Here is a 24,069-nt window from a genome sequence, read left to right as displayed (position 1 = left end):
TAAGTGCCTTATTCTCCTTAGATGCCTCAACGCCCCCAAAGGTTTAATCAGGTTTACAACAATTTATCCAGCGTAATCGGCAGACTACGAACGCGTTTGCCCGTTGCGTGGAAGATGGCGTTGGCCACGGCAGCAGGCATTCCAACAATGCCGATTTCGCCCAGTCCTTTCACGCCCAACGGGTTTACAATGGTGTCGTTTTCTTCGACAAAAATCACGTCCAGCTCCCGGATATCGGCATGAACGGCCACGTGGTATTCCGACAGATTGTGGTTCATGAACCGCCCGAACTGGTGGTCCATCACACTCTCTTCTTCCAGGGCTTTGCTGATTCCCCACACCATACCGCCGACAATCTGGCTGCGGGCGGTTTTCGGGTTCAGAATCCTGCCACCGGCCACGGCCGTCACCGCGCGCGTTACCCGCACTGTACCAAAATCTTCGTCCACTTCCACCTCCACAAATACCGCCGAATGAGCGGCCCGGGCGTACTTGCGCTGCTCCAGCATACTCGGCAGCGAAGTGGATGTTTCGCTAACGGCCCGCCCCCCGTTTGTTCCGACAATATCCAGCAACGAAACGGCGACCGACGGATCACTTTTCAGTCGAATATGGGCATCGGCAAAGGTGATATCGTCCTGCTTCACGTCCGCAAACGGCGAATTTTTCATTTTCTGCGCCATTTTGAAGAGCTTCTTCCCTAAATCCTCGCAAGCCACCTTCACCGCCGTACCGACCGTTGCAGCCGTCCAGGAACCGCCCTCAATCGGTGCCAGCGGCATATCCGAATCACCCAGGCGGAAGATCACGTCTTCGATGGGCATTCCGAGGGTATCGGCGGCAATCTGGGTCATGATGGTGTACGTGCCGGTACCAATGTCGGCGGTGGCGCTGGTCACCCGAAGTTTGCCGTTCACCGTCAGCACGGCTTCTGCCCGCGCTGGTCCCTGCGAGGCTTCCCAGATACCAGTTGCCATCCCCCAGCCGATGAGCGTGTGTCCCCGGCGCATCGAACGCGGTTCCGGCTTCCGCCCCGACCAGCCAAACCGTTCGGCCCCCTGCCGGAAACATTCCCGCAGTTCCTTGCTCGAAAACGGCAGATCCTGATCCATGTCCTTTTCGGTGTAATTTTTTAACCGAAACTCGATGGGATCCATCCCAATTTTGTGCGCCAGTTCATCAATCTCCATTTCAAGAGCCGGAACACCGGTTACCCCACCGGGTGCCCGCATATCCAGCGGAGTGAAGACATCCAGCGGCACAAGGTCGTAAGTAGATTTGGTGTTCTCGGCCGGGTACAGCATTCCCGACCAGTTGACGACAATTTCAAAGTAATCTTCAAACCGCGATGTTTCGGCTATCGCATCGTGCCGAATGGCGTCGAGGGTTCCGTCCGCCGTTGCGCCCAGCGACAGATTTTGAACCGTAGCCGGTCGGTGACCGAATGTAAACATCTGCTGACGGGTTAACGAAACCCGAACCGACCGTTTCAGTTCGAGAGCCGCCAGAACCGCCAGAAACAACTGATACTGCGGGCGCAGACCCGACCCAAACGCGCCCCCTACGTAAGGCGAGATCACCCGCACATCCTTGAACGGCAGATTAAACACCTGGGCCACATACATCTGGCTATTGGGCGCGCCCTGCGTCTTGTCGTAAATCGTCAGCTTCCCGTTTTTCTCGTACACGACGGTGCTGGCAAACATCTCGATTGGATTGTGATGCTCAACGGAGTGAATATGCTGACCCGTCGTTTTAAAGGGGGCCGCCTGAAATGCCTTTTCGAAATCACCCCGTGGTTTGGGCGGGGGCGACTTTAACAAACTGGCCACACCCGATTTTGGCCCCCGGCCCCGATGCAGGTTGTGTTCCAGTGCGGTATCATGGTCTTCCTGCTCATACTCGACTTTAACCAGCGAGGCCGCATACCGCGCAATTTCAAACGTTTCAGCCACCACCAGCGCAATCGGCTGGCCGTTGTAGACCACCTTCTCGTCGCGCAGAGGCCGGAAAGGCGAACCCGGCGGGGCGTCCTGATCCTTGTAATTGAGGTCGAAGCACGCCAGCCGGGGCCGGTTTTCATGGGTAAAAAGTTGAATAACCCCCGGTATTTGCAGGACCTCGTCGGTATTGATGCGCGTGATTTTCCCTTTGGCAATGGTGCTGCAAACGACGTAGCCGTACGCCAGATCCGGCGCAGAATATTCGGCGGCATATTTGGCTTTTCCGGTCACTTTGGCCACGCCATCCACGCGGCTCATGGATTTTCCGATGTATTTTGTCATGATTCCGTTTCGGTTTTAGCCGCCCGTTGCAGTGCCCGCACAATGGCGCGTTTAGCCAGTTCGATTTTAAATGTATTGTGCCCGTACCCTTTCGCTCCGCTCAGAATCGTTTCGGCCACCGACTGGAAATCCGCTTCGGTAACGGTTTTTCCGACCAGCATTGCTTCGGCTTCGGGCTTGCGCCACGGCTTATGCGCCACACCCCCCAGAGCAATCCGGGCGTCGGTAATCTGGTTGTTTTCAATTTCCAGCCCCACGGCCACCGACACCAGCGCAAAGGCGTACGACTGCCGATCGCGCAGCTTGATGTAGGCGTAGTAGTCGGGAAATCCTTTGGCGGGCAGGTCAATGGCCGTCACCAGTTCGCCGGGCTGGATGGTGGTATCGAGCCAGGGTTCGTTGCCGGGCAGCCGGTGAAAATCCGCGATGGGTACGGTCCGCTCGCCGTTAGGGCCGGTTACCCGAATAATGGCCTCAAGAGCCGCCAGTGCCACGGCCATATCCGACGGATGGGTAGCGATGCAGCGGGTTTCCGGGTTTTCGTCCGAGGTGCCCAGAATGGCGTGGATGCGGTTAAAACCGTTAAAGGCTCCGCAGCCCGAACCGGGTTCGCGTTTGTTGCAGGGTGTACCGGTATCGTAAAAATAGTAGCAGCGGGTCCGCTGAAACAGGTTGCCGCCGTTGGTCGCCATGTTCCGCAACTGCGCCGAAGCACCCGCCAGAATGGCCTGCGACAACAGCGGATACCGACTCTCAACTTTGTCGTTATAGGCGGTATCGGCATTGGTTGCCAGCGCACCGAGCCGGAGCCCACCGTCTTCCGTGTCTTCAATGGTCTTCAGCGCCAGGTGGTTGATGTCAATCAGGTGATTGGGCCGCTCAACATTTTCTTTCATCAAGTCGAGCAGGTTGGTACCGCCCGCAATAAATTTCGCGCCCTCGTGCCGGGTCAGTTCGCCCACGGCCGTATCGACGTTGCCGGGTCGGGAATAGGAGAATCGGTTCATAACGTCAGGCTTTGGGATCGATTTTCATGACTTCCTGAATCGCATCGACAATGTGCGGATAGGCCCCACACCGGCATATATTACCACTCATCAGTTCGCGAATGTCGTCGGTTGTTTTGGCCCGGCCCTCGTTCATCAGGCCCACCGCCGAGCAGATTTGCCCCGGTGTGCAGTAGCCGCACTGGTAAGCGTCGTGTTCAATAAAAGCCGTTTGCAGCGGATGAAGGCCGTTTTCCCCCGCCAATCCTTCAATGGTAGTGATCTCGGCACCCTCTTTCATGATAGCCAGGGTCAGGCAAGAGTTGATTCGTTTGCCATCGACCAGAACCGTACAGGCTCCGCACTGACCATGATCGCAGCCTTTTTTAGTGCCCGTCAGGTGCAGGTATTCCCGCAGGGCATCGAGCAGGGATGTCCAGGGTGCCAGTTCCAGATGGTGAACCGAGCCGTTGATGGTTAGCTGAATGGTTGTTTTTTCCGGCAGCGTAGTGGGACTCGCGTCGGTTTCCGGAGACAGGGTTGTTCGCATAGTGATTGTCGGATTATCAACTACTTATGCAAATCCCAATTGCTCCCTAAATGTTGGAAGATCGGCGTTTTACTTATGCCCCGGCCTAAACCGGCTTGGGAATGACCGGCCATCGACGGGCCAGCCAACAGAATAGGCCATATTCAAAAACCAGGGTAAACGGAATCACCGTCAGGTTTTTCAGAAAGAAAAATACCGGCATTCCCGTTGCAGCGGCATCGACCAGGCCGTTACGTTTCAGAAATGGAAGCAGAACGGACTGATCGGCAATGATGCCATTCAGCTTGTTGAACCCGAAAGCGATCAAACTAAATACCAGAAGGTTGATCAGCGAAACTGCCCACTGTTGCCGGATTGTCAGCCGGACGGCCCGGCCTATTTCGCGCCATTGGCTTCGGTTGAAACGGAATAGCCGGACGATTTTTCGGGCACCCTGTCGCGGACTTCCGTGCCCTACAATGACCAGCACCGTTATAATTCGCACGCATTCAACCAGGATTTCCAACCCGTAATAAACGCCAGACGGTATGGGTCCGAAAAGCCGCATCTGGATTGCGCGACCCAGAGCCGCCAACAGCATCCAGAACGAAATGGGTACGAAGTAAGTCCACCAGAACCGAAATGACCAGTTTAAAATGCCGCTGGTCGGGGGTTGATGAGTCGTCATTTTAGCAGGTATAGGAGATATAACTTTCTTTGACAAACCAACGGTTGGCTCACTGAATCAGGACACACAAGCCAAGCAACGGCATCAACTCTCCCCTGGCGAACTACGATTTGCTGCGAAATCCTTCACTGTCACCGGGCAACGGGCTCTCGAAATATAAGCCATTCGGTTGGTTTTCCGGTTACCGAAGGCTTACTTCGTCGCAATTAAACCTCATCTCATGCGAGTAGCCTTTCTGCTTCTAACGGTCTTCGTTCTTGTTGCAAACGTTTCGGCCCAAACCGTTCCCACCGGAACGGCCCGGTTGGCGCTGAATATCCTCTCGTTTAACATTCAGGCTACTACTCCGCAGGACGGTCTGAATGCCTGGCCCAACCGCCGGGAAATGGCCGCTGGTGTCATCAGGAATTATCAGGTCGATTTTGCCGGATTGCAGGAAGCACTGGCGGGACAGATTGCCGATTTGCAGGATCAGCTACCCACGTACGGCTGGATTGGTGCAGGGCGTGAGGATGGGAAACAGCAGGGCGAGTTCTGCCCGATTTTTTATAATAAACAGAAATTTGAGCTTCTCAAACAAGGCACATTCTGGCTTTCCGAAACGCCCGACGTGCCGGGCAGTCAGTCATGGGAAGCGGCCTTTCCGCGTGTAGCGACCTACGGTATTTTTGAGGACAAGCGGAATGGCCGTCAGGTTTTTGTCATCAACACACACTTCGACCACATCAGCGAAACGGCCCGCCAGAACAGCGCCAAACTGCTGATAGCCCGGATAAAGAAGGTAAGCCAGGACTTACCCGTGATTCTAACCGGCGATTTCAATACCCCGGAAATTTCGCCGGCCCTCCAGACCTTGACGAGTCATTCGTCTGTGAAGCTCACCAATACCGAACGTTTATCCGAAAACCCGCATACAGGCGGCAAGAGCACCTTTAACGGCTTCAGAACCGATCAGCGCGGCCCCGTGATTGACTTCATCTTTGTCGGCCCGGACATTGACGTAAACCGCCACGACTATCTGCCTATTATGAAAGACAACGTTTTTATTTCCGACCACTGGCCGGTACTGAGCCGGGTGCTGTTGAAATGAATGATTACCCAGAGGTGATCAGAGGACATCAGAGTCAAGCAGAATTTTCTCTGATTAACCCCGATTATCTCTGATTACCTCTGTGTAATTGCTTTTTTCCCTATGCCGCCTGTCTGGTCAGCACGCCGTTACCGGGATTGGTGAAATTACCCGAAACCGTAATGCTCGGTTGAGGCCCCTGAATACCGTCTTTGGCAAATTGCCGGGCAATGCCTTCGTGGACAAAGTAATACGTGTCCCAGTATGTGTCGCTGTTGGTCCAGACCCGCACGTCGAAGTGGAAAGCCAGTTCGGTGAGTTTGGTTAACAGAATATCGTGGGTCCGGTCTTTCTGCGCATAAGGACAGGTATCGATCACGCGGGCAATCGACGCCTTGATGCTGTCGACCGAGTTGGAATTACCGGCGGCAAAAACCATATCCACGCGGATGGTTCCTTTACCGGAAATATTGGTCATGGGTGAAGTGGACAAGGCTCCGTTGGGCAGGATGATCGTACGGTTATCGGGCGTAACCAGAACCGTGTCGAAAATGCGAATGGCTTCCACGTTTCCCGTAAAGCCCTGCGCCGTCACCAGATCGCCCACCCGGAACGGCTTGAACGTCAGAATCAGAACACCACCCGCAAAATTGGCCAGACTGCCCTGCAAAGCCAGCCCCACCGCCAGCCCCGCAGCACCGATGATGGCAACAAACGAGGTTGTTTCGACACCGAGTGTGCTGGCCACACTGAGCAGTACCAGCACTTTCAGAAGGACGCTGACCAGCGAAAGCAGAAAGGGCTGCACATCCCGGTCAACCTGCCGTTTGCTCATCACCGCAGCCAGCATTCTGACCACCTGATTCGTAAGCCACAGCCCGATAATCAGGATGGTGATAGCCAGCAAAATTTTAAAGCCGTAAAGCGTAGCAAAAGCCGCTACCTGATCGACCACACTCTGCACTGAAAAAGCGGGGGATTCCATACAATTCTTTTTAAAGTTTCCTGTTGAGAAGGTTGAAACTTCAAAAAGTAACGCCCGGAATACGATTAATTCATCGCTACCGGTTTTACAGCCAGTTTTTTCGCCGGAAAATCCAGAGCGTAACCAGCGAGGACAACACAATGGAGGTCAGCGCCAGCGGATAACCAAACTGCCAGCTCAGTTCCGGCATGTTGGTAAAGTTCATCCCCCAGATGCTCGCCAGCAGCGTCGGCGGCAGAAACACCAGCGAAACGACGGTAAAGATTTTAACGATGCGGTTCTGCTCCAGATCAATCAAACCGAGGAAGGTGTTCTGCAAAAATTCCAGCCGTTCAAAAATGAAATTCGTGTGGTCAATCAGCGAGTTGATGTCCTTGATCAGCGTCCGGAGCCGTTGCTGCTCGTCGTTCGTAAACCAGCCGTCGCTGCGGATCATGGCCGAAATCACCCGTTGCTTATCGACAACGTTCTCCCGGATCGACATCGTCAGTTCCTGGTAATCGTTGATTTTCAGGAGCATCTCCCGATCAAGGGCGGCATCCAGGTCCAGTTTTCGGTTGATGGCTTTAATTTCCTGCGAAACCATCTCGATCAGGTCGGCGTCGTGGTCGATCCGCGACTCAAAAATGGTAATCAGAATCTGGGCACCGTCGTTGAACACCGAGCGCCGGGACTTGATTTTCTTAACGGTATCGGCAAACGACCGCAAATCCGCATTCCGGTAGGTGAACAGCGTGTCGTCCTTGAGCATAAAACTGACCGGAACCGTCACGTACATATGCTCTTTATCCGGAATCAGAAAGTTGGAATTGGCAATCAGAAAGTCATCTTCTTCGATGTAACGCGAACTGCTTTCGATCTCAGCCTGCTCCTGCTGGCTCTGGAAATTAACATCAAACTTGTCTTCGACGCTCTTGGTTTCCTCCCGCGAGGGGTTTTGCAAATCCACCCAAAGGGTTCGCTCGGTATCCGAAAACGAATCAATATCCCGAACCTTCCGAACGGCGGTTTCATCCTGTTGAAATATGCGAATCATGGATCAGTAGTTAGCTGATGAACGGGCAACCCACCGCCCGCTACCGGAACGACGGTTTGGCCGCAAAGTTGAGAAAAAAAGCGAAGTTGACCACTGCCCTGCCGAACTCTCTTACTTTTGCAGAATGGAAGCAGAAACATTCGCTACCGGCCTATGCTGACAATTGATACGTTCGACCAGCAACTCGACACAAATACCGTGCAGAAAGGTCGCCGTTATTTTACCCGGAAAGCCGTTTTGTATCTTGAGCAGGCCGACGATACAGGCTGGAATGCCGAGGTGGAAGGGTCAGAGGTCTATACGGTAGAAATCCAGTTGCAGGGCCGTACCCTTTTGGATGCCTTTTGCGACTGCCCGGTGGAAGAATCCTTTTGCAAGCATACGGTATCTGTGCTGTTTGCCCTGCGCGAAAAATTGAATCAACCCAAGCCCAAAACCAAACGCGCTTCTAAAAAACTCACCCTCGACGATCTGCTGCAACAAATAACCGTTGAGGAACTTCGACGGTTTGTGGCCGATTACGCAGCCACGGATAAGACCTTTGCCAGCAAGGTGCAGCTTTATTTTGCCGACAAAGACGACCGCATCGACGTTGGAAAACAGTATACCGAACTGGTCAGGAAAGCCATTCGCGCCCATTCCAGCCGGGGCTTTGTCGAATACCGGAAAACCGGAAAACTGGCCCGCGAAATCAGGACGTTCCTCGTAACGGGCCATCAATTTCTAGCCCAGAAAAACTACCGGGATGCCCTGACGGTCAGCCGGGTGGTGATCGTCGAACTGGTAAATCTTCTCGAACGTTGCGACGACTCGGCGGGCTACCTCAGCGGTACCATTTCCGACGCCATCCACCTACTAACCCAGCTGGCCAGTTCTGAAGAAACGGCCCAGCCGCTTCGGGAACAACTGTTTGATTTCCTGTCCGTTGAACTAAAAAAGTCGAACTATTTCGAGTATGCCGATTTCGGCGCCAGACTACTCGATACCGCCTTTCAGGTGACCCTCAGAATGAGCGAGCCGGATCGCTTTCTGGCGCTGATCGACCAGTTAATTCCGCTCCACCGGGACAATTACCAGGACTACACGCAGCACCTGCTCCGAACGACCCAAATCCGGTTTCTGAAGGCCATTGGCCGCACCGACGAGGTTCGCAGGCTCACGCAGGAAAGTCTGGACATTGTTGAGGTCCGGCAGGAAGTGGTGGCCGAAGCCGTCGAAGCGGGGCAGTTCGCGCAGGCCAGGGCGCTGGTTCAGGAAGGCATTCGGCTGGCCGAACAGAAAAAGCATCCCGGCACGATTCGGCGGTGGCAGGAGCAACTGCTGGCCATTGCCTACCGGGAAAACGACATCCCGACCATCCGGCACTGGACAAAGGCGTTTGCGTTCGAACCCGGTCAGGCGGTTTCGCTTCCCTATTACCGGCAGTGGAAACAAACTTTTTCGGCCCGTGAATGGGCCGATGAATACAACGCGCTGATCCGGTCCATTACGCAAACTGCGGCACAGCACACAAGCCAGCGAAAAGCCGTGTGGTTTTATGAACCGGACACGCTGTTCCACCAGTTAGCGCCCCTTTATGTAGAAGAAAAACAGTGGGCGGCCCTGCTGAATCTGGTGCAGGAACAACCCAGTCTGGAGCGGCTCCAACAGGCGCATCCGCACCTGGCCGCCCGCTTTCCGACCGAGATGCTCGCGCTGTATCTGCCGGTGCTCGAAAAACTGGGTGAAAAAGCCGCCGATCGTTCGGAGTATCGTCGGCTGGCGCAACTCATTGCTCTGCTCAAGAGCGACATTCCGGAAAGCATCCCGGTCATGAATGCGTTGATTAAGCTGTTAAAAGACAAAAACCCGCGCCGACTGGCTTTTCTGGAGGAGCTGAATGCGGTACAATAACCGCACCCAGACACAATGGTTATTTCTTTCGGGACGACTTCGCTTTGGGGTTATAGTCCAGTGCCAGCCGGATCCACTCCTCAAACTCTTTCTGGGTTCGCCGGCCGCTTTCATCCACCAGCACGTACCCTTTCATTGGGCGTTTGCCCGAGTACATCATCCGACACCCGTTTTTTTCGAGCATCTGCTCATAAATAGCCGGATCAATGCGGCACAGCAAGTCGTCCTGAATGACGCCCACTACCATTTTATCGTTGTACAGAAAGAGCCTGCCGCCCATCATGGCTTTTTCTTCCAGATTAGGCAAATCGGCCAGCCGCTCCCGAACCCGGTCGGCCAATGCTTCGCTATAAGGCATATCAAACGGTTTGGAATTAACACCGTCAAAATACGCAATCCCGAAACCGCTGCCAAACACGGCTAGGCAAACATTTCCAGCATTTGGGCAAGCATTAGTTAGCGGGAAAACCGGTCGAGCGCTTCGTCTCGGGACGACACGAAATTGATATGCCCGGCCTTGTTGCTTTCGAGGATAAAATCCCGGATGCTTTTGCTTTGATATTGGGTAAAGTCCCCGACGATGGCCAGCCGAACCCGATAATTGGAAAACTTTTGCAGGATTTCGCCCGCTAAACCGGTTTTTAAATCAAAGAAAGTCGGGGTGATGTTTTTCTCATAAACTATCATGGCATCGAACCCCTGATAGTATAAATTTCCGAGTAAGTCCAGGCCATCTTCCACGCTGGAAATCACGACATCATCGGAAACTACTTCGGCTATTTTTTGATCCTTAATCGGGTGTGTTTCAATCTGCATTTCTCGCTCGTTTGGGTGGGTTGTATTTGCTCGCTAATGTAATCAGAACCCGCTACAGCAACTGTTGGTTGCTTTTTGTCCGGGTTTTATGACGGTATATTAACCAAAAATAGTTTGAAGAGCCAATAGGGCTATCCGCTTAGATGAGCTGACAGCCGTGATTGTTGAGCACGTGAAGTGATTAGGAGGAAGAACCGGAGTTTAATTAAGGTGCTCCTCAAAAAGAGAAGCGTGGCTTTTCGTATGAATGAATGCCGGATACAGGACCGGGAACGTCAGTCTGGTCCTCAATAATGGAGGTTTACATACTGCAAAACTTCTTCTCTGTTTTTGGCGTGGAGAATTTTAGCTCCCGAAAGTTGGGGAAATATCGTTTCGAATTCATTAAAATGGTGCTCCATACCGTTACCAGGAGCAGATAAAATTATATTAATTCCTTCGAAATAACTGGCGAAGGCAGCCGTACCCCCGTGCATCGAAATAAATCTATTGCAGTTGGCATAAACCAGTAGCTGAAGGTGGTTAAAGTTATTAACTTCATTAGAATGCCGTTCGTAAAGATCGTTCATCAGCAAAACTTCCGGATGAGCTTCCCGTATCCAGGCATATTCATTCAGATCCAGTATTTCGCTGTTATCCCCCACGATCTGTTTGGCAAGCGGTCTGTTATATATAATTTGATACCTATCTTTCAGCGAAGTAATTAATTTACCAAGGATTGGAAGATCTAAATAGTTAACAGGGGGCTTATCCCATTCAATGTTGTATTTATTCGCAATAATTAAAGCAGGCTTGTCGTATAAAAAGATCGAATTGGCATACTGTTTCTTTAGAGGCACTCTGAGCCATTTACTGTAGTCAAACGTATTACTATGCGTCATATTTGGCACCTCATAGTAATTGTATCCTGCCTGCCAAATCCGTTCTGTGTATCTTTCTTCGTGATTTTTACTGAAAAAATAAAACTCTTTCATGTCTTTGCAGGAAACGGTTCTTTCGAGCGTCCCATTCACATGGTGCCAATAGGCAAACGGTAATATATATCTTAATTCCTGATCAAATTCACCCTGATAATTAACAATTTTATACTTCTTTTTAACAAAGTAATCTTTGAAAATATACTTAACTTGATTAAGCCTGCAATAATAATTATCTCTAATAAAATACCGTAAATCAGACCGTACTTTGGGGTATTTAATGGAGGCAATCAGGTATAAAGACTTTAAAAGTATTTTTTGCATAATCGATTAAGCATAGCTGCGTACTTTATCACATCAGGCTTTCACTTCCTTGGCTTCGGATATTCTCTGAATAATATCCTCAAACTCTTCGGCCCGCTTTTCCCAGGAGTTTGCTCTTGCTACTTCAACCCGTTGCCTAATTCTTTCCGGCGAATTATCGTTCAGAACCCGTTGTAAGGCCTGGGCAAAACTTTCAGGGTCATTGGCTAACTCAATTACGCTTTCAAATTCATCTAAAATGGAAAAGGGAGTCGACACAACGGGCAAGCCAGCAGCTAGGTATTCGTTAATTTTTAACGGATAGATTGTATAGGTATGTTCGTTACAGACGAAAGGAATAATAGCCGCTGACAGCTTCGCCAGCAAAGGAGGAAGTTTTACAGCAGGAAGCGATTTAATAAAAATTACGTTTGGAAATACGGACAGGCGTTCCTGAAGTTGTAGATCATTAATTTCTCCAATAAATTGAAACTCCACGTCTGGCATAACGCGGACGCAATATTCAACAATACTACTATTTATTCTATTGTCAGCCGTGCCTAAATAGCCTATTATTATTTTTTCAGGGGGGTGTTTGTCAGCCAATTGACGAGCCTGATGAAAAAGATTAAAGTTTGCTCCATTTTTAATGCAGAACGTGATAGGCTGCAAGGCTGACTTCGATTGGCGTAGGGCTTCAGATGTGGTAATGACGGCATCTACCTGCTGAAGATATTTTTTTTCATAACGCTGGCCATGACGACTGATCCAGTTTTCCGCCGTGATTTCATCGTAACAATAATAAACCGTCGCGCATTCATTTAATCGGCCGATCATCGGAGGACCCCAGACCGGATTAAACGCATTCACAATCAGCGGACAATTCAGTTCCAGCCGCGCCATGACTTTACGCAGTTCTCTGGTGAGATAATTTACATTCCACTGAAGTACTTTATCGTGAGATCGGTTAGTAAGCCAATTCGTGGGAAACATCATTGGGGGAACCCAGAGATAAATTTCCCCTCCGTTTTCGAGTGTTAATTTAGTAAGCGGATCTTCAAGCTTCAGCAGGGCACGGATGGGAACGTCCCGACGGCCGACGATGCCCATCAACCAGTCTTTGATCGTATATTGATAGTCAACATACAGAATCCGGTGGCGTTGGGCCAACTCCGACATAAGCTGAACAGCAGAATTCTGAAACCGGCCTTTCCAGGGCGTTTGACTAATACAAATAATACTATCAAATTCTTTTCCCACCAGGTTTGGCCATTTTGGAATATTGATGACCTCTAAAATCGATCAACTTCTATGCCAAATATACTTACCAGATTACAATTAAATCCGTGTATTTCTTCACCCTCTAACAACCGTTACTGGCGTTTTCAACCACTTATTAAACTATTGATTATGAGTCCATTTACAAGACAATAAGAATTGTTTTTCTTCTAAAAAGGCACGTACTGTTACGCAGGTTTCTCGATTCGGATCGGAATTGGTCGAGTGACTACTCAAAGATAGCCGCTAAACAGGATCATGAAACACGAACCAACAGAGGTGATTTCGGATGTGCTGGTCGTCAAGCACAAGGTCACGAATCGCATCGGGAAGCTGGTCCCGCTGCCATTGGCACTCGTTTCGACCCATTTTCTCCTTCTCATTTTCTTCCACTGACTCTCTGACCGCCCGGATGGCATAAGCAGCAGCCCCCAGTTCATGAGCCGCTACATGCGCCACCGCCACGGCTTGTCCGGCAGCCAGGGCCGCAAACCGGGCTGCATCCGGCAGGCCCTTTCCAGCCGCATTTGCCGCAAAAGCCGCCTTGTGGGCTTGTTTCATCGTAATCTCTCCTTTCGCCCACGCCCGGGTCAATTCAATGGCTTGTCGGGGGCGGTTATCGTTCGGACTGGCTTGCTCAAACAGGGGCAGCACGCGTTCGGCACAGGCAGCCGCCCACAAGGCCAGCAACTGATGATTCGAGTCGGTTAATGTGCCACCCCGCCGGATGGTGATGAATCGCGGGTCGCGTTCTTTCGGTAAGATCATGGTTTATTGCGTTAGAGGCCGACCAGTTGTTCCAGATCAGCCTGTCTTCCTATCATCAAGAAGGTGTTTCAGGTTTTGTCCCAGAAGGTTATTCATCCTCATTCAAACCGTTTTCGTTTGAAATGCGGGTAATTTGGAAAACTTTTCAAACCGGTTTGAGTAACCCTGATAAACCCAACTGGTTCAGCCCTATCATCCACGATCACACAAAGGCTTAATTCAGTATTTCTACCCCCATACAGACATACCGCAAACACTACCTATGGCTTGTCCCCAACAAAAAAAGGAGCCCAATTTCTTGAGCTCCCCAATTCTACAAAAACTTCTTCCTACTTTCCAATATCCGGCTGACCGTATTTCTCGCGGTACATGTGGTACAGCCGTTTGTGCTTGTCGTCCAGATTGATGTGACGGCCCTGGATAAAGGCGTGTTCAATGACGTTGGTCCGCATGTCCAGCAAATCGCCTTTCGAAACCACCAGCGTCGCGTGTTTGCCTTTTTCGAGTGTGCCCACTACGTTGTCGATGCCCATGATTTTGGCCGTGTTCGAGGTGAGCATTTTCAGGGCTTCTTCCTTGTCAAGGCCGCTAAAACCGACAGCCGTTCCGGCCTGAAACGGCAGGTTGCGGGTGCGCCACCATTCGCCGTCGTAGCTCAGGCTCACCAGAATACCGGCTTTTTGCAGGATGCCCGGCAGTTTATACGGCAGGTATACATCCTCGTCTTCCAGCGTCGGCAGGCGGTGCATCGGCCCCAGAATCACCGGCACCTGGTTTTCCTTCAGAAAATCGACCACCCGGGCCGCGTCTTCCGCCCCGACAATGACCGGCTTTTTAACGCCCATCTGTTTCGCAAACCTGACGGCTTCGATGATGTCCTTGCCGTAGTTGGCCCGGATATATAAACACCGCGTCCCGTCGAACAGGCCCCTCATGGCTTCCAGTTTGAGGTTTTTCGGTGCCGGGTTTTTCAGGTCGGCGTAGGCCCGCGCATCCGAGAACGTGGCCTTCAGGGCATTGATGGCGTCCTGCCGCTGCTCATTCTTTTTCAGGCTCACCCCAAATGTCTCGAAGTCAAAGCTGCGGGCAAAATAGCCCGGCCATTGAAGCCACAAGCCGTCGTCGGCTTTCAAAACCGCATCTTCCCAGTTCCAGCCGTCAGTCTGCATCACCGACGAACTGCCCGCCATCACGCCCCCGTCAGGGACAGCCTGCGTCATCAGCAAACCGTTGTTCCGAATCGTCGGAATCACTTCCGAATCGGTATTGTAGGCAATCAGCGACCGGACGTTCGGATTCAGCGAACCCGTTTCCCGAAAATCGAGCGTGGCCCGCACCGACGCAAATTCCTGCAAACCGACCGTAGCCGCCGGGGATATCAGGCCTGGATAAATGTGTTTGCCGGTGGCATCGATCCGTTCCGCGCCGTTGATCGGCGTATCACCGTTTCCCACGGCGGTAATGACGCCTTTATCAAAAACGATGGTGCCGTTGGTAATCACCTGACCGTTACCAATGTGGAGGGTCGCTCCGGTCAGGGCTACGGCCCGGGTCTGCGGACCCGCCGGAGCGGGGTTCTGCGCAAAGCCGTTCAGCGATGCCAGCAGCGATATAGCAAGTGTTATTTTTTTCATGCTTCAGATTTTAGAAGAGAGACGCGCGACAAAAGACGTTTCAATTCGCCTTTTGTGTCTTTACTCTCTTGTCTTATTTCGTTTGCTCCTGTTCTTCGCCTTCGGCCATGACACCTTCTACGTCTTCGCAATGCCACATCCGTTGCCGCCGGAACGTGGGCCGTTGGGTCGAGGCACCACCGGCTTTGGCCGTCAACATCTTCTGAATCAGCCGGGCGCGTTCTTTTTGCAGTTCGTCGCGTTTGCGGTCGTCGTCCTGCGCATCAAAGTAAACCGTGCCGTCGATGATGGTTTTTTCGGGCCGGGCGTATACCGCCAGCGGGTTGTTGTTCCAGAGTACCAGATCGGCGTCCTTGCCTGCCCGGATGCTGCCCAGTTGGTTGTCCAGGTGCAGCAGTTTAGCCGGGTTGAGCGTCACCATTTTCCAGGCCTCTTCTTCCGAAATACCGCCGTACTCCACGGCTTTGGCGGCTTCCTGATTCAATCGACGGGCCATTTCGGCGTCGTCAGAGTTGATGGAAACCACCACACCGGCCCGCGCCATCAGGGCGGCATTGTACGGAATGGCGTCTTTCACTTCCATTTTATAGGCCCACCAGTCGGCAAAGGTTGAGCCGCCCACGCCGTGTTTTGCCATCTTATCGGCCACTTTGTAGCCCTCCAGAATGTGCGTGAACGTGTTGACCTTAAAGCCCAGCGAATCCGCCACTTTCATCAGCATATTGATTTCCGACTGTACGTAGCTATGGCAGGTGATAAACCGTTTTTTGTTCAGAATTTCGGCCAGCGCATCTAGTTCCACATCCCGACGGGGCGGCACGGCTTTGGCCCTCTCCTTCGCACTCATCGAGTTATAAGCTTTCCAGGCGTTGTCGTATTCGCGGGCGCGGGTGAAGTGGTCGAAATACACCTGCTCCACCCCCATCCGGGTTTGCGGAAACCGAATCCGAACCGCGTCGCCCCAGTTGGCCTGTTTGACGTTTTCGCCTAGGGCAAACTTGATAAAACCGTCGGCCCCTTTCACCATCATTTCCTGCGGAGCTTCTCCCCACTTCAGTTTCACAATGGCCGACTGCCCGCCGATGGAGTTGGCCGAACCGTGGAGCAGTTGCGAGGTCGTGACACCCCCGGCCAGCTGGCGGTAAATGTTGATGTCTTCGGAATTGACCACATCGCTCATCCTGACCTCCGCCGAACTCGACTGTCCGCCCTCGTTGATCGAATACAGCGCAATGTGCGAGTGTTCGTCAATAATGCCGTTGGTCAGGTGTTTGCCCGTTCCGTCGATCACCTGCGCACCCGCCGGAGCTGCCAGCCCCTTGCCTACTTTCGCTATCTTCCCATTCTGCACCAGCACGTCCGCACTCGCCAGAATACCGTCTTTTTCGTTGGTCCAGACCGTCGCGTTCCGGATCAGCAGCGTTTGGGCTTTAGGTTTTTCCAGGTTGCCCATTCCCACAAACGGATACAGCAGTTTGCCGTATTCCGGGGCGGTTTTCTTCGCACTATCCGGTTTTGCTGCCGAAGCCGTAAACGGTTGTGCCAGTGTCGCCGACCATTTTACGACTTTTCCATCCGGCATTTCGCCTTCGCCTTTCAGCGTTGTTCCTTCACGGTAACCGGTTAAACGGGTGGTTCCCCCCTGCTTCTTGTTCAGTTGAATTTGCAGGGAAATCAGGTCGTTCGTCAGCGACACTTTGGGCGTTACTTTTACGGTATCGACCAGAACCTGGTATTCGGGTTTACCCGGTTTTCCGGTGATGTTGAGCTTGAGGTTGCTCCGGTCACCGATGGTCAGGTTGTAGGTGCCGCGCCAGTCGGGGGCGCTTTTGTCCTGATACACATACTGTTTACCCCGCACCCAGTTTTCCAGAATCACGTTATCGGCACTGAACAGATTGTCGGACGTAATCAGGAAGTTCGCCAGCAAACCCGGTTTCAGGCTGCCGACTTCGTTGTCGATTTTCAGCAGTTGGGCGGGCGTCGTGGTCAGGGCCGTCAGCGCCTGCTGCTCGGTCAAACCGTATTCGATGGCTTTGCGTAGGTTGGCCCAGAAATCGGTTTTGTTGCGCAGGTTGGCGGTTGTCAGCGCAAACGGCACCCCGGCTTTGGCGAGCATACCCGGATTGGCGGGAGCCATTTCCCAGTGCTTCATTTCGGCCAGCGTCACGTTGTCGGCATCCCAGGCATCTTCTACGTCGAATGGCTGCGGAAAATTCAGCGGCACAATCAGCGACGCGCCCGTGGCTTTCACCTCATTGATCCGCTGGTATTCGTCCCCGGCGCTTTTGATAATATACTGAATGCCGAATTCTTCCCCGATTTTATCGGCCCGCAGCACGCCCAGTTTGTCAGGCACTTCGAAAACCGAGGGCAGGCTCTGCAACTGGTTGAAGGCTTCGAGCGACAGGTTGGACTCGACGGTTTTTCCGGCTTTTTTATACCAGTCGGCGTCGTAATAAGTTTGCCGCAGCAGGGCCACCGCGCCCATCGGCGAGTTCGGATAGGTTTGCGTTGAGGTGCCTTTGCTGAACGAGTAATGCGCCGAAACCCGGTCACGGATCACGACGTTGTTTTCGCGGTCGTCGGCCAGCGTGACCAGCACCGAATTTCCGCGCGCAATACCGTCGTGCGGGTGCGTAACCACCGCTCCGAAGCCCATTTTCCGGAGTTCATTGGCCTGCTGTACATTGGCTTTAAAGATGATTCCGGCATCGACTTCCGGCTGGATCGCCTGGTTCCAGTTATAAGCGCCTTTTTTGTTGGAATCGTACTGCGGAGCACCGCGCCCACCGCCGGGCGGATTCCGCTTGAGTTCGGGCATCCCGTAATCCGATTCGATGTCAACCAGCGCGGGGTAAATCCGCTTGCCTTTCAGGTCGGCCACCACCGCGCCCGCCGGGATACTGACGGTTTTGCCCACGGCTTCGATGCGCCCGTTGCGGACGAGCAGCGTAGCCCCTTCGAGGGTGGTTTTAGGATCAACGATGATGGTGGCATTCGTGAAGGCGTACAGCCCCGGTCGTTCGTCGTAGACGCCATTCCGGGGAAAAGTGACCTGCGACCAGCCGACCTGGGTGAGTCCCCAGGCCAGCATACCGGTCAGGAAAAGTTTCCGCATGTAGGGAATTAGTTAGGTGATGAGACAGGTAGATAGTTTTACAAATCTACGAAAGGAGTCTGTTCATTGCTCTAACAACCAAATTCTATTTTGCACCTAACAATTCCCGGCATTGAGCCTTAACCGGAATAGCGGTTTTTCAGCAGGTTCAGCATAAACACATTAACGTCCCACTGGCTCGCGACCGGCATTTGCGTGTACGGCAGCACGGGCAGGTAGGTTGCGGGGCCAAACTCGGTCGTAACCGTCAGCGCAGTTTTGCTCTGCCGATGGCGGGCGACCACCTGATCCCACCAGGCGAGGTGTGTGTTGAGGGTTTCGGCCCATTCCGGCGCACGGGGATCGTTGACCTGCGGCCCTTCGGGATGCCCCACGCGGCTGTGGATGTGATCGGTATGCTGAATGGCGAGCTGGACGGCTTCGGTCTGGTTTTCGAGCAGCGATTCGTGTACGTTGCACCAGTGCGAAATATCGAGGGTTAATCGAATTTGGGGCAGTTTTTGCAGGTAATCGCGGGTAATATGGGCCGCAAAAAGTGCCTTACCCCGGTGCGTTTCGTGGATGATTTTCACGCCGGTTTCGCCTGAAATCCGGTCGGCCAGTTCAAAAAGCCGTTGATTCTGCTCAAACGTAAAAAAATCCTTACCGGTCTGGCAGTTAATCAACACCGGCTGGGCCGCGCTCAGGTGGCGCAGGTACTTCTCATAATTCCGCGCGTGGTCGTCGAGGTCGGTTTCGAACGATTGAAAGTATTGGCCGATCAATTGCAAACCGTGTTTCGCCAGCGTGTCCAGGATGGCCGACTTTTCGGCTTCTTCGAACGGCAGGGCCATTTCAACGCCGTCGTACCCAGCCGCTTTTACGTTCCGGCAGAACTGATCGAAAGGCAGGGTGTTTCCCCAGGCGGGGGCAAAAAATGTAAGTTCCATATCAGGTTACGGGTTTCGGCAGAAAAAAACAAAAAGCTCATCAGAAAGCAAAAGAGCAGGTTCTTTTACCTTCTGATGAGTGTGAACTTATGCTGATTAATACCCCGGATTTTGGCTTATTTTGAATCCAAAGTTGGCATCAATGAACGTTTGCGGAATCGGAAACAGCTCATTTTTCTCCTGAATACCGGTTATGGTTGTCGCAAACCCGTTGTATTTTTTGGTGCGTTCAACCAGTTTGCCCATTCGGGAGAGTGTTAACCGGCGGGGCTCCTCAATAATCAGTTCCCTCAATCGCTCATCCAGCAAATAATCGATGGTTACCTGAGCCGGTGTTACGGGTCTGGCTTTTGCGCGCGCCCGAACGGTGTTGATATCGGCAGCCGCATTGACCTTATCGCCCTTCCTTAAATGAGCCTCGGCCCGGAGAAGATACGTTTCCGCCAGCCGCATCATGGGCAAATCGCTGAATGTGCGGCCACTGGTAGCACCCGCTAAACTCAGTCCTTCAATTTTGATGAACGACGGGTAAATATGATAAAGCGTGTCGAGATATTGATGCGGTTTTATCTCCTGGCGAAAGTATTTTGAAGCCGGGTTGTTGTAATACCATTTCCGCCGGATGTTAAACCGTGAGTTTCGGATATCATCCGGATCATCCCAAATCGTATACAAAACATGGTTTGAAGGCCGTATCCAGCTTACGCCCCGCCCTAAACTATCCGTTACCACCCCACCGAGGGCATTATCCGGATCGCGAACATCGAAGTAGCGGGCACCCCAACCCCGCAGCCAGAGCTTTGCCTGCCCCGCAGCAGTAACCCCACCCGGCGTTTGAAATTCATACTGAACCACCCACAGATTTTCGGTATTGCCCGAAGAGCGGTTCTGATTTCCGTCTTTAAACATATCCGAATAATGGTCACCCGGCTGATTCCGGAGCGAACCGAACCGTTCCGTTACCAACTTATTTCTGCCCGAAGAAATGACAGCAGTGGCTGCGGCAATGGCTTTATCGTATTCTCCGGCACTGATGTACACCTCCGACAGAAGATGATCGGCGCAATCTTTGGTGATCCGGCCCTGAATGGTGGTGGTCAACGGCAAATGCTGGGAGGCAAACTCCAGGTCCGCTGCGATAAAAGCAAGCACCTCTTTCCGGGGTGCCCGCTGAAAATCAACCTTGGGTTCGGTATAGGCTTTATCCGCAATCGGAATGTCTCCGTACAGATTGGTGAGCAGATTCATGGTATAGGCTCTGAAAAACCGGGCTTCCGCAATCACCGCATTTTTCTGGGCTTCATCATCCCAAACCGCCGTTGGGCGCTGGGCATATTCAATGATTTGATTGGCGCGTGGCAGCATGGTGACGTACCCCCAGTCCCAGAACCAGGTAACGCCCCTAAAAGTAGGGGTCATCTGCGTAGCATAATCTCTCAGGTACGTATCACGAACGCCAATCGAACCAATATCGGTGGCCAGATACAAGGTCCACCAGGTATTGAAGTCATCCTGACCAAACACCTCCCGGACACCCTGATGAAGCGCCACAATGGCACTTTGAAAGCCGGAATTTTTCACCAGCGTAACATCGGGGGAAAGGAACGCCAGGGGCTTTTCATCCAGAATCGACTCATTACAGGCCTGCGAAGTCAGCAGCAGCCCGCCGATCACCGCACATTTCAGGAATTTCGTTATCGTTACTTTCATGATTCAAGGCTGGGAAAGGGTTAGAAACTTACATTGAGACCGGCCGACAGCGTGCGGGGCGTTGGAAACGAGGTTCCCCGGGTGGCATAACCGCTCTCCGGATCCATCCCCGTCCACTTGGTAAACGTGTGCAAATTGCGGCCACTCAGAAACACCCTCAGCGAGCTCATTTTCAACCGACTCAGCAGGTCCACCGGCAGGTCGTACGACAGGGCAACTTCCTGAATACGAACAAAATCCCGGCTTTGAATCAAATCAGCCGCGGTAGCCAGCGGGTTTGTATACACCAGCGAAGCCCGGGTATTGGATTTGTTCTCGGGCGTCCACCAGCCCAGGTCGGGCCGGTTCACCGCCCGATCCGGGAAATTACCATCACCGGCCCCACTTACCGAATTGCTATTGGCGGTGACATTATTGACGGCCTGCCAGCCCATCAGCGAATTGAGCATCACCATTAAATTTAGCCGACCGTATTTAAAGTTATTGGCCAGCCCCCAGCGGTAAATGGCGTCGCGGTTTCCGATCACACTCCGGTCGTCGGCGTCAATCTTGCCATCCCCGTTCAGGTCTTTGACTTTGACAAAACCCGCTTTCTGACCCACCGGAATCTGATCATTCTGCTGGTAGATGCCATCAAATGTATAATCGTAGATCACATTGATCGGACTGCCAATAAACCAGCGGTTACCGATATCATCATCCTCCACGCCATCGCCGTTTACATCGCTCCGGTAAATGTGGACGATTTTATTTTTATTGGCCGAAAAGGTCAAACTGCTGCTCCACTCAAATTTGTCCCGGGTTAGGTTCACGCTGTTCAGCGCAATCTCGACGCCCCGGTTATTGGTTGCGCCGACATTTGTCAACACATTCGAAAAACCCGTAGGCGTGGGCAACTGGCGGTTCAGCAGCAAGTCCTTCGTCGCCAGATTATACCATTCGACGGTACCGCCAAGCCGTCCTTTTAGTAATTCAAAATCCAGTCCGATGTTGGTAGTCGTGGTGGTTTCCCAGCTCAGATTCGGATTGGCCATATTGGCGGGAAGAATACCCACGGTCGTTGCACCTCCGTCGCCAAATACATATTGTACCTGATTCTGGCGCACCAGTGACTGATAGGCTGAAATTGCCTGATTGCCGACCGAACCGTAAGAAGCCCTGAGTTTAAGGGAGTTGACCAACGGCACTTTCTCCATAAATGCCTCATCGGATACCACCCAGGCCAGCGCGACCGACGGGAACGTACCAAATTTTTTATTGGCCCCAAACACTGAGTTCGCATCCCGCCGGGCGGTGAGCGTCAACAGGTAGCGGTTCATAAACCGGTAGTTCAGCCGGGCCATGGATGAGATCGCATCGACATTCGACGCGCCCAGAACGCCACTGGGGTAGGTGGTTGTCTGAATGCGGGCCAGCGACAGGTTGTTCCAGCCATTGACATCACTGACACCGGTAAAATCAACGCCGGACGCCAGAATGGACTCGCTGTTTGCCTGGTTTCGTCCGTATAAAAGTGTCAGGTCAAAAGCATGGTTCTCTGTGAGTTGCCTCGTATACGTCAGAATATTCTCCAGGACCCAGTTTTTGTTAAAATCAATTCGCCGGCTGGCACTACCCAGATTGTTCAGACCATTCCGCTGGTAGATCGGACTGAAATTATTGACGTTATACCAGCGGTAATTCGGCGAATAATTGATGCGGTAGGATAAGCCTTTGATGAAGGGCACATCGACAATGCCGAAGAAATTGGCAAACAGGTTCCGCTGCACTTCCTGATTCTGATTGGTAATGGCACCGAATAAGGCCGACCCGCCCAAAAGATCTTCTGTTGGAAAGGGATTGGGGTCGGTTTTGGCTTCATCCAACCAGGGCGATACAAAGGGCGATGTCCAGAATGCACTGGCCATGTTGGCTTCGACGCCAGAAAGATCGCGCTCCGAATACTGGGCATTGACGCCGATTTTCAACCAGTCAACAACCTGGTTTTCAATGTTCATCCGAACGCTCGTCCGGGTTGAATTATCGTTAAATATCAGCCCTTTATCCTTATTGAAATTCGAGGAAATAAAATAATTTGTCCGCCCAGACCGGCCTGAGATGCTTAAATCATAATTCTGGATACTGGACTGTTGCGAAACCAGATCCCAGGGGTCTACGGTATTTCCGGCGAGGTAATTTTTAGCTTCGGTGGCATCCAGGTAATCCGCAATTTTGGCGGGGTCAGACGGCAAATTAGCCTGCGCCCGCCAATCCAGCCTTTGCTGGATATACCGCTCCGGACTCAGCATTTTGGGCCGGTTGCTCCAGTTTGAAGCCCCGTACAACACGCCAAACCGGATGGTTGGTTTCTCCGTTGTGCCTTTTTTGGAGGTAATTAGAATAACCCCATTGGCTGCTCTGGCCCCGTAAATTGCCGTTGCCGACGCATCTTTCAGTACTTCCATCGAAGCGATATCGCCGGGATTAATATCATTGATACTGCCTTCAAAAAAGATACCGTCCAGAATGATCAGGGGATTATTGCTCGCCGTAATAGAGCGCGCACCCCGTACCAGAATGGAACCGCCCTGACCCGGCCGTCCATTATCGGTAAATTGAACCCCCGCCACCCGACCGCGTAAGGCTTGACCCACATTCGTGTTGGGCAGGTTTTCCAGCGCCTTCATATCGACGCTGGCGATGGCTCCCGTAACATTCCGTTTGGATTGCGTTCCGTAGCCCACCACGACCACTTCGTCGAGGGCTTTCCGGTCGGCCTGAAGGGTAATTTTCAGGTCGGTCCGATTACCGACTGCAACTTCCTGCGTGATATAACCCAGGAAGCTGACAATCAGCGTACTTTCCTGACCCGGAACTTCAATCTGGAACGTACCGTTTGCACCCGTCGTCGTTCCTTTGGTGGTTCCCTTTAGCACGACGTTGGCACCGGGCAACACCGCTCCGGTTTCATCCGTTACGGTTCCCGAAATAAGCTGATCGACCGGGCTATTACCTGTGTAAATCGGTTCAGCAACCGCAGAAGCGGCCCCCAATACAACCGACATAAAAAACAATATAATAGACAGCGCCCGGTCAGAGCGTTTAAGAAAAACAGTCATATTATGTAAGGGTTTAGGAGAGGA

Annotated in this window: 18 protein-coding genes; 2 read left to right on the top strand and 16 right to left on the bottom strand. The window is 52.4% G+C overall.

The annotated features are described in order from the left end of the window. Positions 1-53 precede the first annotated feature (53 nt). The 4 genes from LX87_RS21665 to LX87_RS21650 all read right to left on the bottom strand — a co-directional run bounded on the left by LX87_RS21665 (position 54) and on the right by LX87_RS21650 (position 4,488). Positions 54-2,285, bottom strand: coding sequence for a xanthine dehydrogenase family protein molybdopterin-binding subunit (locus LX87_RS21665; protein ID WP_111630348.1), 2,232 nt, complete (start codon positions 2,283-2,285; stop codon positions 54-56). Next, a complete protein-coding gene (locus tag LX87_RS21660; RefSeq protein WP_111630347.1) occupies positions 2,282-3,292 on the bottom strand; it encodes an FAD binding domain-containing protein in 1,011 nt (336 codons plus the stop codon). Before LX87_RS21660 ends, LX87_RS21665 begins: the two co-directional genes overlap by 4 nt. A gap of 4 nt (positions 3,293-3,296) precedes the next feature. Continuing rightward, complete coding sequence (locus LX87_RS21655) at positions 3,297-3,821, bottom strand: (2Fe-2S)-binding protein (RefSeq protein ID WP_111630346.1); 525 nt, start codon at positions 3,819-3,821, stop codon at positions 3,297-3,299. A gap of 85 nt (positions 3,822-3,906) precedes the next feature. Further along, complete coding sequence (locus LX87_RS21650; RefSeq protein ID WP_111630345.1) at positions 3,907-4,488, bottom strand: hypothetical protein; 582 nt, start codon at positions 4,486-4,488, stop codon at positions 3,907-3,909. A gap of 220 nt (positions 4,489-4,708) precedes the next feature. On the opposite strand from LX87_RS21650, the gene LX87_RS21645 reads away from it, so the two are divergent. After that, positions 4,709-5,578, top strand: coding sequence for an endonuclease/exonuclease/phosphatase family protein (locus tag LX87_RS21645; RefSeq protein ID WP_111630344.1), 870 nt, complete (start codon positions 4,709-4,711; stop codon positions 5,576-5,578). A gap of 100 nt (positions 5,579-5,678) precedes the next feature. On the opposite strand, the gene LX87_RS21640 is transcribed toward LX87_RS21645, so the two are convergent. After that, entirely contained in the window at positions 5,679-6,542 is an 864-nt protein-coding gene (locus LX87_RS21640) for a mechanosensitive ion channel family protein (protein ID WP_111630343.1), read from the bottom strand. 85 nt (positions 6,543-6,627) lie between these two features. Further along, positions 6,628-7,578 (bottom strand): magnesium/cobalt transporter CorA, encoded by a 951-nt coding sequence (corA, locus tag LX87_RS21635; protein WP_111630342.1) that lies wholly within the window; start codon positions 7,576-7,578, stop codon positions 6,628-6,630. Between the two features lie 153 nt (positions 7,579-7,731). Here corA and LX87_RS21630 point away from each other — a divergent pair, with 153 nt between their 5' ends. After that, on the top strand, positions 7,732-9,471 hold the full coding sequence (locus tag LX87_RS21630) for an SWIM zinc finger family protein (RefSeq protein ID WP_111630341.1): 1,740 nt from the start codon (positions 7,732-7,734) through the stop codon (positions 9,469-9,471). 19 nt (positions 9,472-9,490) lie between these two features. Here LX87_RS21630 and LX87_RS21625 read toward each other — a convergent pair whose 3' ends face one another. The 10 genes from LX87_RS21625 to LX87_RS21580 all read right to left on the bottom strand — a co-directional run bounded on the left by LX87_RS21625 (position 9,491) and on the right by LX87_RS21580 (position 24,045). Next, positions 9,491-9,829 carry a TfoX/Sxy family protein gene (locus tag LX87_RS21625; protein WP_111630513.1) on the bottom strand — a complete coding sequence of 113 codons (339 nt, stop codon included), beginning with the start codon at positions 9,827-9,829 and terminating at the stop codon, positions 9,491-9,493. Positions 9,830-9,927: 98 nt separating this feature from the next. Continuing rightward, positions 9,928-10,287, bottom strand: coding sequence for a DUF4180 domain-containing protein (locus LX87_RS21620; protein WP_111630340.1), 360 nt, complete (start codon positions 10,285-10,287; stop codon positions 9,928-9,930). 287 nt (positions 10,288-10,574) lie between these two features. After that, positions 10,575-11,528, bottom strand: a complete 954-nt coding sequence (locus tag LX87_RS21615) for a hypothetical protein (protein WP_111630339.1) — start codon at positions 11,526-11,528, stop codon at positions 10,575-10,577. A 33-nt stretch (positions 11,529-11,561) separates the two neighbouring features. Then, a complete protein-coding gene (locus LX87_RS21610; protein WP_229310762.1) occupies positions 11,562-12,767 on the bottom strand; it encodes a glycosyltransferase in 1,206 nt (401 codons plus the stop codon). 264 nt (positions 12,768-13,031) lie between these two features. Continuing rightward, positions 13,032-13,553, bottom strand: coding sequence for a putative immunity protein (locus LX87_RS21605; protein WP_111630338.1), 522 nt, complete (start codon positions 13,551-13,553; stop codon positions 13,032-13,034). Positions 13,554-13,882: 329 nt separating this feature from the next. Then, a complete protein-coding gene (locus LX87_RS21600) occupies positions 13,883-15,187 on the bottom strand; it encodes an amidohydrolase family protein (protein ID WP_111630337.1) in 1,305 nt (434 codons plus the stop codon). A 73-nt stretch (positions 15,188-15,260) separates the two neighbouring features. Beyond that, entirely contained in the window at positions 15,261-18,308 is a 3,048-nt protein-coding gene (locus LX87_RS21595) for an amidohydrolase family protein (RefSeq protein WP_111630336.1), read from the bottom strand. Between the two features lie 119 nt (positions 18,309-18,427). After that, positions 18,428-19,237 carry a sugar phosphate isomerase/epimerase family protein gene (locus LX87_RS21590; protein WP_111630335.1) on the bottom strand — a complete coding sequence of 270 codons (810 nt, stop codon included), beginning with the start codon at positions 19,235-19,237 and terminating at the stop codon, positions 18,428-18,430. Between the two features lie 96 nt (positions 19,238-19,333). Next, a complete protein-coding gene (locus LX87_RS21585) occupies positions 19,334-20,947 on the bottom strand; it encodes a RagB/SusD family nutrient uptake outer membrane protein (RefSeq protein ID WP_111630334.1) in 1,614 nt (537 codons plus the stop codon). A 20-nt stretch (positions 20,948-20,967) separates the two neighbouring features. After that, positions 20,968-24,045 carry a SusC/RagA family TonB-linked outer membrane protein gene (locus LX87_RS21580; RefSeq protein WP_111630333.1) on the bottom strand — a complete coding sequence of 1,026 codons (3,078 nt, stop codon included), beginning with the start codon at positions 24,043-24,045 and terminating at the stop codon, positions 20,968-20,970. Positions 24,046-24,069: the final 24 nt, after the last annotated feature.

It is taken from the genome of Larkinella arboricola (assembly GCF_003259745.1).
GTDB lineage: Bacteria > Bacteroidota > Bacteroidia > Cytophagales > Spirosomataceae > Larkinella > Larkinella arboricola.
The sequence above is the reverse complement of the archived record's forward strand: the minus strand, read 5'-3'. Positions and strand labels throughout refer to the sequence as shown.

Bases quoted from the DNA above. Each gene is read 5' to 3' on its own strand.
- LX87_RS21665 (WP_111630348.1), bottom strand. From the start codon at position 2,285: ATGACAAAATACATCGGAAAATCCATGAGCCGCGTGGATGGCGTGGCC.
- LX87_RS21660 (WP_111630347.1), bottom strand. From the start codon at position 3,292: ATGAACCGATTCTCCTATTCCCGACCCGGCAACGTCGATACGGCCGTG.
- LX87_RS21655 (WP_111630346.1), bottom strand. From the start codon at position 3,821: ATGCGAACAACCCTGTCTCCGGAAACCGACGCGAGTCCCACTACGCTG.
- LX87_RS21650 (WP_111630345.1), bottom strand. From the start codon at position 4,488: ATGACGACTCATCAACCCCCGACCAGCGGCATTTTAAACTGGTCATTT.
- LX87_RS21645 (WP_111630344.1), top strand. From the start codon at position 4,709: ATGCGAGTAGCCTTTCTGCTTCTAACGGTCTTCGTTCTTGTTGCAAAC.
- LX87_RS21640 (WP_111630343.1), bottom strand. From the start codon at position 6,542: ATGGAATCCCCCGCTTTTTCAGTGCAGAGTGTGGTCGATCAGGTAGCG.
- corA (WP_111630342.1), bottom strand. From the start codon at position 7,578: ATGATTCGCATATTTCAACAGGATGAAACCGCCGTTCGGAAGGTTCGG.
- LX87_RS21630 (WP_111630341.1), top strand. From the start codon at position 7,732: ATGCTGACAATTGATACGTTCGACCAGCAACTCGACACAAATACCGTG.
- LX87_RS21625 (WP_111630513.1), bottom strand. From the start codon at position 9,829: ATGCCTTATAGCGAAGCATTGGCCGACCGGGTTCGGGAGCGGCTGGCC.
- LX87_RS21620 (WP_111630340.1), bottom strand. From the start codon at position 10,287: ATGCAGATTGAAACACACCCGATTAAGGATCAAAAAATAGCCGAAGTA.
- LX87_RS21615 (WP_111630339.1), bottom strand. From the start codon at position 11,528: ATGCAAAAAATACTTTTAAAGTCTTTATACCTGATTGCCTCCATTAAA.
- LX87_RS21605 (WP_111630338.1), bottom strand. From the start codon at position 13,553: ATGATCTTACCGAAAGAACGCGACCCGCGATTCATCACCATCCGGCGG.
- LX87_RS21600 (WP_111630337.1), bottom strand. From the start codon at position 15,187: ATGAAAAAAATAACACTTGCTATATCGCTGCTGGCATCGCTGAACGGC.
- LX87_RS21595 (WP_111630336.1), bottom strand. From the start codon at position 18,308: ATGCGGAAACTTTTCCTGACCGGTATGCTGGCCTGGGGACTCACCCAG.
- LX87_RS21590 (WP_111630335.1), bottom strand. From the start codon at position 19,237: ATGGAACTTACATTTTTTGCCCCCGCCTGGGGAAACACCCTGCCTTTC.
- LX87_RS21585 (WP_111630334.1), bottom strand. From the start codon at position 20,947: ATGAAAGTAACGATAACGAAATTCCTGAAATGTGCGGTGATCGGCGGG.
- LX87_RS21580 (WP_111630333.1), bottom strand. From the start codon at position 24,045: ATGACTGTTTTTCTTAAACGCTCTGACCGGGCGCTGTCTATTATATTG.